The 12,403-nt window shown below is 32.9% G+C and carries 13 protein-coding genes (1 of these 13 running past the window's edge); 6 read left to right on the top strand and 7 right to left on the bottom strand.

Annotation, left to right across the window (positions count from 1 at the left end; translation table 11 throughout):
• Nucleotides 1–62: 62 nt before the first annotated feature.
• The 3 genes from bioD to JM80_RS05225 are packed head-to-tail and all read right to left on the bottom strand — an operon-like array spanning nucleotide 63 to nucleotide 2,220.
• Nucleotides 63–677: a dethiobiotin synthase gene (bioD, locus tag JM80_RS05235; protein WP_144709392.1), complete on the bottom strand. Its 615-nt coding sequence runs from the start codon at nucleotides 675–677 to the stop codon at nucleotides 63–65.
• Between the two features lie 11 nt (nucleotides 678–688).
• Entirely contained in the window at nucleotides 689–1,063 is a 375-nt protein-coding gene (locus tag JM80_RS05230; protein WP_077407357.1) for a DUF2007 domain-containing protein, read from the bottom strand.
• The gene (locus tag JM80_RS05225; RefSeq protein WP_144709391.1) at nucleotides 1,060–2,220 is read right to left on the bottom strand and encodes a pyridoxal phosphate-dependent aminotransferase family protein; all 1,161 of its coding nucleotides are present in this window, start codon (nucleotides 2,218–2,220) and stop codon (nucleotides 1,060–1,062) included. The genes JM80_RS05230 and JM80_RS05225 overlap by 4 nt, the downstream gene beginning before the upstream one ends.
• A gap of 105 nt (nucleotides 2,221–2,325) precedes the next feature.
• Here JM80_RS05225 and JM80_RS05220 point away from each other — a divergent pair, with 105 nt between their 5' ends.
• From JM80_RS05220 to JM80_RS05195, 6 genes are read left to right on the top strand one after another with little or no spacing between them, the layout of a single operon-like run.
• Complete coding sequence (locus tag JM80_RS05220) at nucleotides 2,326–2,826, top strand: DUF2975 domain-containing protein (protein ID WP_075694652.1); 501 nt, start codon at nucleotides 2,326–2,328, stop codon at nucleotides 2,824–2,826.
• Between the two features lie 3 nt (nucleotides 2,827–2,829).
• Nucleotides 2,830–3,042, top strand: coding sequence for a helix-turn-helix transcriptional regulator (locus JM80_RS05215; protein WP_144709390.1), 213 nt, complete (start codon nucleotides 2,830–2,832; stop codon nucleotides 3,040–3,042).
• Nucleotides 3,043–3,099: 57 nt separating this feature from the next.
• Nucleotides 3,100–3,537 (top strand): ankyrin repeat domain-containing protein, encoded by a 438-nt coding sequence (locus tag JM80_RS05210; protein WP_075694654.1) that lies wholly within the window; start codon nucleotides 3,100–3,102, stop codon nucleotides 3,535–3,537.
• 43 nt (nucleotides 3,538–3,580) lie between these two features.
• Entirely contained in the window at nucleotides 3,581–4,702 is a 1,122-nt protein-coding gene (locus JM80_RS05205) for a C1 family peptidase (RefSeq protein ID WP_144709389.1), read from the top strand.
• 60 nt (nucleotides 4,703–4,762) lie between these two features.
• Entirely contained in the window at nucleotides 4,763–6,019 is a 1,257-nt protein-coding gene (locus tag JM80_RS05200; protein WP_144709388.1) for a Y-family DNA polymerase, read from the top strand.
• A gap of 2 nt (nucleotides 6,020–6,021) precedes the next feature.
• A complete protein-coding gene (locus JM80_RS05195) occupies nucleotides 6,022–6,456 on the top strand; it encodes a LexA family transcriptional regulator (protein WP_083653501.1) in 435 nt (144 codons plus the stop codon).
• 299 nt (nucleotides 6,457–6,755) lie between these two features.
• Here JM80_RS05195 and JM80_RS05190 read toward each other — a convergent pair whose 3' ends face one another.
• From JM80_RS05190 to JM80_RS05175, 4 genes are all read right to left on the bottom strand, one after another.
• The gene (locus JM80_RS05190) at nucleotides 6,756–7,034 is read right to left on the bottom strand and encodes a F0F1 ATP synthase subunit epsilon (protein WP_013620621.1); all 279 of its coding nucleotides are present in this window, start codon (nucleotides 7,032–7,034) and stop codon (nucleotides 6,756–6,758) included.
• A 69-nt stretch (nucleotides 7,035–7,103) separates the two neighbouring features.
• Nucleotides 7,104–8,612 (bottom strand): F0F1 ATP synthase subunit beta, encoded by a 1,509-nt coding sequence (gene atpD / locus JM80_RS05185; RefSeq protein ID WP_013620622.1) that lies wholly within the window; start codon nucleotides 8,610–8,612, stop codon nucleotides 7,104–7,106.
• Between the two features lie 231 nt (nucleotides 8,613–8,843).
• Nucleotides 8,844–10,367: a G-D-S-L family lipolytic protein gene (locus JM80_RS05180; protein ID WP_144709387.1), complete on the bottom strand. Its 1,524-nt coding sequence runs from the start codon at nucleotides 10,365–10,367 to the stop codon at nucleotides 8,844–8,846.
• 9 nt (nucleotides 10,368–10,376) lie between these two features.
• Nucleotides 10,377–12,403 carry the 3' portion of a TonB-dependent receptor domain-containing protein gene (locus JM80_RS05175; RefSeq protein WP_144709386.1) on the bottom strand. It continues 778 nt past the right edge of the window, so only the last 2,027 of its 2,805 coding nucleotides appear in the window; its start codon lies off the right edge, out of view; its stop codon occupies nucleotides 10,377–10,379.

Below are 12,403 nucleotides of genomic sequence, written 5' to 3'. Positions count from 1 at the left end.
ATGTGCTTTAGTTAACATGCATAGATTTTAATTTTTGACAAATATACAAACCAACCTATATTTTACAGGTTATCTCTAAACAAATCTGCATATTCTTTTATTACATTTTTATCAAAATATGGCTCTTCTTCTATACGGCCTATAAGTTTTGCATTTGTTTTAGATAGTATAATACTTTCTGTTGTTTTATGTTCTTCTCCACTAAAAATTATAGAAACTTTAAAACCACGTTCTTCTAAATAATTTACCGTTAATAAAGTATGATTTATACTGCCTAAATAGTGTCTAGACACCACTACAACTTGGTAACTAGGATCTATAATATCTAAAATGGTATCATTATCATTTAAAGGAACCAACAACCCACCAGCACCTTCTATAATTAAATTGTTATCTGTTTTTGGCGCTACTATTTTATCTACCTCTATTACTACACCGTCTATTTCTGCCGCTGCATGCGGACTCATAGGTGCTTGTAAAGCGTAACTATTTTTATGTATTACCGTTTTAGAGTTAGAAATAAAATCTGCTATTTTGTGACTGTCAGACGTATCTAAATCTCCCGCCTGTATTGGTTTCCAATAATCTGCTTCTAACGCCTCTGTTAATATTGCAGAAGCCACTGTTTTACCAACTTCTGTAGATATACCAGTTACAAATATTTGTTTTGTTTTCATTGTATTGTAGTTTATGAAACTATATTGCAGTTAAAACAACGGAATTTTCTTTTTTCAAAAAAAGGGAACAACTTATAAAAAATTCCTTTTCTGGAGTAATAGCCTTCTAGCTTTTCTGCTTTACAGTTTGGGCACACTAAAGGTTTTCCGTTATCATCTACAGCATAGCTTCTAATTTCATTATAAATTTCTAATGCTTTATTTTTATCTTCTTCTAAAACCAAAAGTTTAATTCCGCCAATTGCATTGCTAATTAATGGGTCTGAGTTTACCGTGTTTTCATCCTTTAAAAAAACTTGTATACCCTCTGACTCTAGCTTACCTTTTATGATAACTGTATCTGCTAAATACTCAAATGCAGCTAATTTGTAAAATTTCTGACTCATTCTTTTATATAATTATGCAAAACGGTTATTACTTTTTCTATTTCTTTTGGTGTATTGTAAGCGTGCAAACAAAAACGCAATCGTTCTTGACCTTGCGGCACTGTTGGAGATAGTATTGCCTTTACATTAAATCCGTTTTCTTCAAGTTTTTTAGCTATACTTTTTACCCTATTATTTCCTGAAATTAAACAACATTGTATTGCCGAGTTACTAGTAATAAAATGCTGCTTTAGTTTACTACTTTCAACTTTACTTTTAAAAACCTTAACTGCATTTTGCAAAAGTTGTTGTTGAACTTTACCTTCTTTACTTTCTAAAAAATAGTACGACTGTAAAATTGTAGCTAAACTATGCGGTGCTAAAGCTGTTGTATATATAAAACTACGCGAAAAATTAACCAAATAGCTCTTTAACTCAGCACTACCTAATATAGCTGCCCCGTGGCAACCTAAAGCTTTACCAAATGTTATAATGCGCGCAAAAACCAAATCTACTATATTTTGTTGCTGTACCAAACCTTGGCCTAAGTCACCAAAAACACCAACAGCGTGTGCTTCATCTACCACAAAAAATAGTTTATGTTCTTTACAGAATAATGCCATTTCTTTTAAGTTTGGAGAATCGCCATCCATAGAAAAAACAGATTCTGTAACTACGTAAACAGCACTATTATTATCTTTAACAGCAGCAGTATGCCTTTCTACTAAATTTTCTAAATCTGCAATATTGTTATGCTTAAATTTATATGTCTTGGCATTACTCATTGCAATACCGTCTCTTATACTTGCGTGTATATACTCGTCATAAAAAACTAAATCTCCACGCTGCGGTACACAACTAAAAAAACCAATATTAGCATCATAACCAGAATTGTAAACTATTGCTGCTTTAGATTGGTGAAACAATGTCAATTTATTCTCTAGCTCACCATACAAATTATGATTACCCGATAGCAACCTAGAGCCAGTTGCCCCGTTTTGCAAAAAACTACTATCTACCAAGTATTTGTGTGTAGCGCTAAAAATTGATGCATTGCCAGAAAACCCTAAATAGTCGTTAGAAGAAAAATCTACCAACTGCTTATACATAGGTAATACACGCAATGACATATTCTGTTGTCGCTCTTCTAGTTTTTTCTGAAGTTTTTGTGGTAGCATTTGGCAAAGATACAAATAGATGATTTTTAAAATAAAATAAAAAAATTATTGTTATTCAATAATTTATCTATATTTGTTATCGAAAAACAATAATAAATAGCCATTATGAAGAAAACTATTTTATTTAAAACCCTAATAGATATTTTATTTTTTTGCTTATGCTTAACATCCATAAGTGCATTCTTAGTAGTTCCTTTAGGTTTCGGTTCCATAAATATGGATGACCAAATTGTTGAAAATTGGGGTCTATTTTCAATATTAATAATTGGCTTATCTATAATTAGTTATGCACTACTTATTATAGGTATCTACTTTTTGAGAAAAGTAGCTAGATTGATGCTTAACGAGAGATATTTTCAAAAAAACATTTCATTATTTCTAAAAAAATCAGGTAATTATCTGATTATGTCTTCAATAGCCTCTATCCTAATGCTTCTAATTGCATTTGCAAAGAAAATTTTATTTAGCCAGACCATAGAGCTACTTTATGATAGCGACAAAGTTTTAATTCTCTTTATTTTAATAATTGGTTTCTTTTTTAACATACAAGCTTCTATAATAAAACAATCTATTAGCTTAAAACAAGAAAACGACTTAACTATATAAACTATGCCAATTATTGTAAAACTAGATGTAATATTGGCTAAACGAAATATAAAAAGTAAAGAGCTAGCTAAAATTATAAATATTACAGAAGCAAACTTATCTATTTTAAAATCTGGTAAAGCAAAAGCAATACGTTTTTCAACTTTAGATGCAATCTGCAAAGCTTTATCGTGCCAACCATCAGATATTTTAGAATATGTAAAAGAAAAAGAATAAATTTAACCCACTAACGTTTTATATAAACACTTAGTTAAATTAAATAAACCCAAAATAATGAAAACCCTATTTTTTACAATCCTACTTGTTATTTCTACTTATGCAAGTGCTCAAGAAATAAACAGCGACATTAAAAGTGTTTTAGAGACTGACAATGTTACAGAACTTAAAAAGCAAATAACATCAAAAAATATTAATAGTTGCTTTAAGCTAGAAGAATCTGAATACACGCTACTAACACTTTCTATAAAACTTAACGCAAAATCTTGTTTTGCAGAGCTAATAGCACAAAATGCTAGTGTTGAAAAAACGTGCAACAATAAAACTCCTTTTATGTATGCTGCTAAATACAACAGGTTGGCAATGGCAAAAGATCTTGTTAAAGCAGGTGTACAAATTAGAGTTAGAAACAGTGACAAGCAATCTGCTTTAGATTTTGCTAAAAAATACGAGAGTAAAGAGATTATAGAATACATAAAATCTTTTAATCAATAAAAAAAACACGCTAACCACAAAGCACTAATCAATTAAGAACACTATGCGAAAATTACTTTTTAGCCTTGGCTTTATGCTTGCCATAGGCGCTATAAACGCGCAAGAAGCATACAAATTTACAGATGTTATAGATTTAGAAACAACACCTGTTATTAGCCAAGGTGCTACTGGAACTTGTTGGAGTTTTTCTACTTCTTCATTTTTAGAATCGGAAATTATACGACTTACAGGCAACAAAATAGATTTGTCTGAGATGTATACTGTACGCAATACATACCCTAAAAAGGCAGAAAACTTTGTAATGAGACAAGGCAAAGCTCAATTTAGCGAAGGTGGACTAGCACACGATGTAATTAACTCGGTTAAAAATTATGGTCTTGTGCCACAAGAAGCATACAACGGACTTTTAGAAAATAGCACTTTTCACAATCACGCAGAATTGGTTGCAGTGCTAGAAGCTATGGTAAAAACATATGCAGAAAACCCTGCTGGTGAACTAAGCAAAAACTGGTCTAAAGCTGTAAATGCCGTTTTAGATGTGTATTTAGGAGCAAATAAAACATCTTTTACATACCAAGGAAAGGAATATACACCTGCTTCATTTTTAAAAATGACTAAAATTGTACCAGAAGATTATGTTACAATTACATCATTTACACACGCACCATTTTATAGTTCGTTTATATTAAATATACCAGACAACTGGAGTAACGGTAGTATGTACAACGTTACTTTAGACGAAATGATACACACTATTGACAATGCTCTAGAAAACGGTTTTACAGTTGAGTTAGATTGCGATGTTAGCGAACGTACTTTTTCATCTAAACACGGAGTTGCTGTAGTGCCTGCAGATTACGAAAACAACAAAAAAGCTTTAGAAGGCATTTACCCAGAGCTAAAAATTACACAAACTTACAGACAAAACGAGTTTGAAAACTTTACAACTACAGATGATCATTTAATGCACATAACAGGTGTTTTAAAAGATCAAAACGGAACAAAATACTACAAAGTAAAAAACAGTTGGGGTACAGACCCTAACAGAACAACACATAATGGTTATGTGTATTTTAGTGAAGCTTATATGCGACTAAAAGCAATAAGCGTTATGGTGCATAAAGATGCATTACCAAATAATGTATCTAAAAAAATAAATCTATAATTAACACATACTACTAGTGCACGCATAAATATAAAGTGCAAATCTTGTACCTTTGTAGCAATGTATGCACTAGTAGATTGTAACAATTTTTATGCCTCCTGTGAGCGGGTTTTTAACCCAAGCTTACAAGGTAAACCTATTGCAATTTTAAGCAATAATGATGGCTGTGTAATCTCTAGAAGCGATGAAGCCAAAGCTCTTGGCTTACCAATGGGAGCTCCTGCATTTAAGTATAAAAGTTTTTTTACAGCTAATAAAGTTCAGGTTTTTTCATCAAATTATTCATTATACGGAGATATGAGTAGTCGTGTTATGACTATTTTACAACAATTTTCTCCAGATGTAGAAGTATATAGTATTGATGAAGCTTTTATGCAGTTTAAAGGCTTTAATAATTACAATTTTACTACCTATGGAACAGAAATAAGAGACCGTGTTTTAAAATGGACTGGCATACCTACCTGCGTTGGTATTGCCCCAACAAAAGCGCTTAGCAAAGTAGCAAACAAAATTGCCCGTAAGTTTCCAAAACAAACAAATGGTACTTATGTTATTGATACAGAAGAAAAACGACTTAAAGCTTTAAAATGGATAAAGCTTGAAGATGTTTGGGGCATTGGAAGAAGACTACATAAACGCTTAGCTATTAAAAACTGCAAAACAGCTTTAGACTTTGTTAATTTACCCGATAATTGGGTGCGTAAAAACTTTTCTATAACAGAGTGGAAATTAAAAAAAGATTTAGAAGGTATACCTACCTTAGATTTAGAAATTAAAGAAAATAAAAAATCTATTGCCACTACAAGAAGTTTTGAACATACTTTCTCTGATTTAGAGAATATAAAAGAGCGCATATCTACTTTTGCCACCAGTTGTGCAGAAAAATTACGCAAACAAAATTCTAGCTGTCACATGATTGTTGTTTTATTAAGTAGCGACAAACACAAAAAAGACACAGAGCAGCATAGAGGCACGTTTAATGTTAGTATGTCTTACCCAACAGATTCTAGTTTAGCAATTAGTAATGCCGCTATAAAAGCTGTAGAACGCATATACAAACCTGGTGTTAAGTACAAGCGTGCTGGTGTTATTGTAACCGGCCTAGTCCCTACAAACAATCACCAATTGCATTTGTTTACCTCAGAAAATCCAAAACACAAACCTCTAATGAAAGCTATAGATAAATTAAATTTTAAATATGGCGACCAAAAACTAAAAATAGCCAATCAAGATTTGGAACGTACTTGGAAAATGAAGCAAAAACACTTATCTCCTAAATACACTACAAGTTTTAATGACATTATAAAAGTAAAATAAGCGTGATAAATAAAACACATCTTACTTTTTTCTCTGTTGATGCTTCCTCAAAAAGCACTAATATTTTTGTGGATACTGGTATTTCTGCGGGCTTTCCGTCTCCGGCTGATGATTTTAAAGAAAACAGAATAAGCCTAGACAAAGAACTAATTAAAAACCCTGAAGCTACTTTTTTTGCAAGAGTAAGCGGAGAATCTATGATTGGTGCTGGACTAGAAGATAACGATCTATTAGTTATAGATAGAAGCTTAGAACCAGCACATAACAAAATTGCTGTTTGCTATTTAGATGGTGAGTTTACTGTAAAAAGATTAAAAGTTGAAAATAATTTAGTTTGGTTACAACCAGAAAATCCCAATTACAAACCAATAAAAATTACTGAAGAAAACAACTTTATAATTTGGGGCATTGTTACCAATGTAATTAAAAAAGTATAAAAATAAAAAAGCGCAAAGTAGTTACTTTACGCTTTACTTTTATTACAGATACTAACTCCAATAATAAAATAAATATTATTACGCCGTTATACGCTACTTTTATTTTTATTGATATACGAGCAAAAGCCTATATATGGTTTTGTCAATGTAAGAAAATTCATTTGAATATTTAAAATTTAATATATTTTCTTACAAATAAGATTTTAAACGTATAAAAAATCACAATTTAAAAGTAAGGCATAAAAAAACGTGAAGCATTTAGCTTCACGTTTATATTTATTTAGTAGAGTTACTTATACTTAATCCGCTAGTACAATAACTTTATTATCTTTCATTTCTATAGTACCACTATTTATTGGTAAAACAGTTTCCCCGTTAGAACCTTTAGAGAATTTACCCTCAAAAGCTTCATCTATAGATACATTTCCTTGAATCTTAACCGTACCTTGCTGTAATAATGATACAATTGGTGCGTGATTAGATAACATTTGAAAATCTCCATTTATACCAGGTACAGTTACAGAAACAACTTCTCCTGCAAATAATGTAGCTTCTGGTGATACAATTTCTAAATACATAATTATAAAAGTATTAAGTAGTTAATATTACGTGCAAGCAATTAACTAACACGTAATATTATGTATTATTTATGCTTCAGCAAGCATTTTTTCTCCTGCTTCTATAGCTTCTTCAATAGTACCTTTAAGGTTAAATGCAGATTCTGGTAAGTGATCTAATTCACCATCCATAATCATATTAAATCCTTTAATAGTATCCTTGATATCTACTAAAACACCTTTAAGACCTGTAAATTGCTCTGCTACGTGGAAAGGCTGAGATAAGAAACGTTGTACACGTCTTGCTCTACCAACTGCCATTTTATCTTCCTCAGATAATTCTTCCATACCAAGGATAGCAATAATATCTTGTAATTCTTTATAACGTTGTAACAACTCTTTTACACGTTGTGCACAAGAGTAGTGATCTTTTCCTAAAATTTCTGGAGCTAAGATTCTAGAAGTAGAATCTAATGGATCTACCGCTGGGTAAATACCTAACTCTGCAATTTTACGAGACAATACTGTTGTTGCATCTAAGTGAGCAAAGGTAGTTGCCGGTGCTGGATCCGTTAAATCATCCGCAGGTACGTAAACCGCCTGTACAGATGTAATAGAACCTCTTTTTGTTGATGTAATACGCTCTTGCATAGCACCCATTTCTGTTGCTAATGTTGGTTGGTAACCTACCGCAGATGGCATACGACCAAGTAATGCAGATACCTCAGAACCAGCTTGTGTAAAACGGAAAATGTTATCCACAAAGAAAAGTACATCTTTACCTTGACCTTCACCTGCTCCATCACGGAAATATTCTGCAATAGTTAAACCAGATAATGCAACACGTGCACGTGCTCCTGGTGGCTCATTCATTTGTCCAAATACAAAGGTTGCTTTAGAATCTTTCATTACAGATTTATCAACTTTAGATAAATCCCAACCACCTTCTTCCATAGAGTGCATAAAGTCATCTCCGTATTTAATAATACCAGACTCTAACATCTCACGTAGTAAATCGTTACCCTCACGAGTACGCTCACCTACACCAGCAAATACAGAAAGTCCACCGTGACCTTTTGCAATGTTGTTAATTAATTCCTGAATTAATACTGTTTTACCTACTCCGGCACCTCCAAATAAACCAATCTTACCACCTTTTGCATAAGGCTCAATAAGGTCAATTACTTTAATACCTGTAAATAATACTTCTGTAGAAGTAGATAAGTCTTCAAATTTTGGTGCCTCTCTGTGTATTGGCAAACCATCTTTACCAGATTTTGGTAAATTCCCAAGACCATCAATAGCGTCTCCAATTACGTTAAATAAACGTCCGTAAACGTCATCTCCAACTGGCATTTGTATAGCGCTTCCTGTTGCATTAACCTCTGCTCCACGACTTAAACCATCAGAAGAATCCATAGATATAGTTCTTACTGTGTTCTCACCAATGTGTGATTGTACTTCCAAAACCAAAATTGATCCATCTGCTTTTTTAATTTCTAATGAATCATAAATTTTTGGAAGATCTACCCCTGCTTGGAACTCCACATCTATAACTGGGCCAATAATTTGGGAAACTTTACCTGTAACTTTAGACATTGCTATCAGTATTTATTTATATATAATTTTTTTTGTTTTTAAAAAACATAAAACCCTGTAATACAGACCCTGTGTTTTTCAGGGTGCAAAGATAAGTTTTTCAAATTTAAATAAAAACTACTTTTTATTGTTTTTTTAACTTATCTAAAACCTTTTAATTCTTATAAAGGTTTTATCAAAAAAGCGCCTTATAAAATAAGGCGCTTTTTAAAATGTATAAAATTTTACGCTTTACTGCAATGCAGGAGAAAACGTTGTTGGGTAATTAGCTGCTTTTGCTAATGTTTTAGACGCTACAAAATTAGATTCGTATGTAGCATCAATAGCTTCTAAAAATTTATTAGCCATTAATGCATAGCCTCTAGATGTTAAATGTATACCATCTAAACTAACTAAACCTCCAAAAACTAAATCAGTATTCATTGTATAATCATCAAAAGTAATTCCTGTTTCTGAAGCCTGAGAAAGAACCGAATTTAAATCTACTAATGCCAAGCCTTTTGCAGATACAACTGAAGCTATAGCAGCATTGTACGCATCTGTTGCTGCATTAATTGATGCTAACTCACTAGCTACTAAAACCCATTTATCTTCTAATGGAACAGATACACCGTTTACCATTGTTGGGTCATCATTAACTCGTGTACCAATAAAAGATGATGCTGGTAATACTAACAAATCATCTGCTGTTGCGTGTCTGTAACTTGGTAATCCAAATGCAGACAAATCTGTTAAATCTTCATCTTCTATAACCACTGCATTAGCTGAAGATGCTACAAATTTTATTGTACGTGCTTCTGCTTCTGCTTCGTCTATTTGCCCTATTGTAACCATTGTTTGCAAACCACCATTGTACTGAGCATAACCATTATTTACTTGTGTAGCCGTTGCCTCATCCATTGGAAGCGGATTATAAGGTACAGTTGTAAAATGAGGTAGACTAGTAATGTAAGGCACATTTGCAACTGCCCCTTTTGCCCCATTAGCTGTAAGTGCATCTACCATACCAGTTAATGCCACTTGAAAAAGACCTGGATCTGTAATATCATTTGGACCATAATTTGCCGCATTAGGATCTCCTGTACGGTCTACACCAGACCCACCAGAAACCGCAAAACCTAAAACATCATTACCCCCTATTTCTGATAACGTAAAAAAAGTAGGGCTTTGTGCAACTGCTAATTCTAACATACTTGCATCTGGCGTACTACCTGTCATTCTAACAAAATACGGATTAGCTGCTCCTGCAGACAAATTAGAAATATTACCATAACCGTTTGCTAGCAAGTGAAAACTTTTAGCTCCAGGAACACCCATATTCTGAAAAGGTCCTGTTGGATTATTTAATAGTACATCTGTTGTAACTGTAACAGGCGCCCCAAGTGCTGCCTCAAGTGGCACTGGTCCTGCACCTCCAAAAACCAATCTTGGATCTGCAATTCTATCTCCATTTAAAGCTAATCCACCAAAATTATCATTAGTTAAAGGCTGATTAAATGTTGTACTTCCTCCTACACTTGCAAATTTTTGAGAAAGTATATTTGGGAAAGACATTTCCTGCGTTGCCTTAAAAAGTGCTCCATCTGTATAACCAGCAGTAAAAGAGGCTCCTAAAGAAATATAGTTTGAAAAATCTGCAGATCCTGCTGTTAATTCAGGTAATTGCTCCTCAGTCATTGTAGACGAATCATCATCATCACTACAAGAAGAAAATGCTACCATTGCGGCTACTAGCCATATATATTTAGTTTTCATATTTAAATCTTATAAATTATTAATTGTCCAAGAAACATAGTATTGAGATCCTACATAACCTGTACCAAAAGCTGTAAAATACTCATCACCTAATAAGTTAGATGCACCAACTTTAAAATTAGATTTTAAACTTGGAACAGTAAAGTTAACCTGAGCATCTAACACGCTAAAAGAAGGTACTTGCCCGTCTCCAAATGATGCTTCCCAGAAATAAGAATCACTCCACCTGTAAGCTACATTAAAACCAATATTTTCAAATAAATCAGTTTTACCAAAATTAGCTTTAAACTTATGTTCTGGAGTGTTAAAGTTTGTTCTAAAATCAGGGTTTGCCTCTTGATCAAAATCTAACTTAGAATATGTATAATTTGCTCCTAAATCAAATCCTCCTAAAACTTTAGTATCTATACCTAATGTAGCTCCATAAGAATTTACATTTGCTTCAGAATTAGTGTATGTCTGGTATGCTTGATAATCTCCGTTAGCCAATGCCAAAACAGACAAACTATTATCTCCTGCCTCTCCATAATACGTAGAAACTACTGTTTCATTAGATAGGAAGTCTTTATAAATATTATAATATCCACTTAAATCTATAACTACATCACTTACTTTACCTCTGTAGCCTAACTCAAAAGAAGTTACTTGTTCTGGTTTTGCCAAATTAGAGTTTGCCACTTTTAAATCTGCAGGGTTTCCTGAAGCTCCAAAAGCCTGTAATGAACTTGCTAAATAAGAATTATTGTAAGCACCATCTCCTGATTTTTCTATAGTTGCAGGCTGACCAAGATTATCTTGCGCCTCTTGACTAACACCGTATGTTCTAACATCTCTTTCTAAGTTATCTTTAGCTCCTCCAATTAAAATAGCTCTACCTACATCTAAACCAATATATAAATCTTGCGTAGTTGGATTTCTAAATCCTGTTTGAAAAGAGGCTCTTAAATTATGGTTTTTATTTTCACCTAATGTATAGCCAGCTGCTAATCTAGGAGAGAAGAAACCATCAAACAATTCTGATTTATCATAACGTAAAGAACCTGTTAACTTTAAACGGTCTTCTAATAATTTTTTCTGTATTTGTGTATATACACCAAATTCAGAATACCTAATAGGCCCATCATTATCCGTATAAATTGTACCAGAAGAATTTAATTCATATGTTCTTGTAGATCCACCCACTTGAATATCTGCAAATTCAATTATTTCAGAAAAATTATAGTTTGCATCTGCGTGATAAATTTTTGAATTATCTTGAAACTTAGAACCAGAACTTAAATCCGGATCATTTATACTTCTTTCATATGCTGCTTGAAACTCTGGTGTACCTGGTAAATATCTTCCAGATTCTGCTTGAGCTCTTGCTGCTGCATGTGCTTGGTCTGACGTTGCTCCGCCAAGTGTACTTAACACATATGTACCAACATACTCACCAAACCATTGTTGATCTGATTTCCAGGCTCTATTAATATTAATTCCTGTAAAAACCATATCATAAGAATCACCAGCTTTATCTTCTGTCAAATACCCTCTTAAGAAGAAATTATCATTCTTAATTTCTAATTTATGTTGTTGCAAAAAGAAATCATCAATTGCATATCTGTTTGCTCCTTGGTAAATTGTAGATCCAGAACCTACTTTACCAACATAAGAAATTTCAAAGTCATTCTCCCAAGGCCTGTAATACAAACCCCAATCTGCTTTTATACTTTCTGCATTATAATCTGTTAAATATTTTTCATTATATCCAGTTCTACTCACATTTACACTAGGCACCAATGCTTCTGCACCAGCTGGCAAAATTGTTTCTCCTGTTTCAGGGTCAATTGTTTTAGTAAGTATTTGTGCAACACTAAACATATTCTGACTTACTTCATCACCATAAACGTTTACACCGTCATAATCCAAGTCATCTCTAGTAAACCCTCTAAATAATTTATCGGTTTCATTATCAGCTCCCCAATCTGTACCATTTAAATAGCCAAAATTCACTTTACCTGCAAATTTATCACTAAACTTATAAGCAGCTCTTATAC

This window comes from Cellulophaga sp. RHA_52 (assembly GCF_007827205.1).
Taxonomy (GTDB): domain Bacteria; phylum Bacteroidota; class Bacteroidia; order Flavobacteriales; family Flavobacteriaceae; genus Cellulophaga; species Cellulophaga lytica.
Note: the sequence above shows the minus strand (reverse complement) of the source record. Positions and strands in the feature narration are given on the sequence as shown.

Excerpts from the sequence above, each read along its gene's own strand:
- bioD (WP_144709392.1), bottom strand. The coding sequence starts at position 677 with ATGAAAACAAAACAAATATTTGTAACTGGTATATCTACAGAAGTTGGT.
- JM80_RS05230 (WP_077407357.1), bottom strand. The coding sequence starts at position 1,063 with ATGAGTCAGAAATTTTACAAATTAGCTGCATTTGAGTATTTAGCAGAT.
- JM80_RS05225 (WP_144709391.1), bottom strand. The coding sequence starts at position 2,220 with ATGCTACCACAAAAACTTCAGAAAAAACTAGAAGAGCGACAACAGAAT.
- JM80_RS05220 (WP_075694652.1), top strand. The coding sequence starts at position 2,326 with ATGAAGAAAACTATTTTATTTAAAACCCTAATAGATATTTTATTTTTT.
- JM80_RS05215 (WP_144709390.1), top strand. The coding sequence starts at position 2,830 with ATGCCAATTATTGTAAAACTAGATGTAATATTGGCTAAACGAAATATA.
- JM80_RS05210 (WP_075694654.1), top strand. The coding sequence starts at position 3,100 with ATGAAAACCCTATTTTTTACAATCCTACTTGTTATTTCTACTTATGCA.
- JM80_RS05205 (WP_144709389.1), top strand. The coding sequence starts at position 3,581 with ATGCGAAAATTACTTTTTAGCCTTGGCTTTATGCTTGCCATAGGCGCT.
- JM80_RS05200 (WP_144709388.1), top strand. The coding sequence starts at position 4,763 with ATGTATGCACTAGTAGATTGTAACAATTTTTATGCCTCCTGTGAGCGG.
- JM80_RS05190 (WP_013620621.1), bottom strand. The coding sequence starts at position 7,034 with ATGTATTTAGAAATTGTATCACCAGAAGCTACATTATTTGCAGGAGAA.
- atpD (WP_013620622.1), bottom strand. The coding sequence starts at position 8,612 with ATGTCTAAAGTTACAGGTAAAGTTTCCCAAATTATTGGCCCAGTTATA.
- JM80_RS05180 (WP_144709387.1), bottom strand. The coding sequence starts at position 10,367 with ATGAAAACTAAATATATATGGCTAGTAGCCGCAATGGTAGCATTTTCT.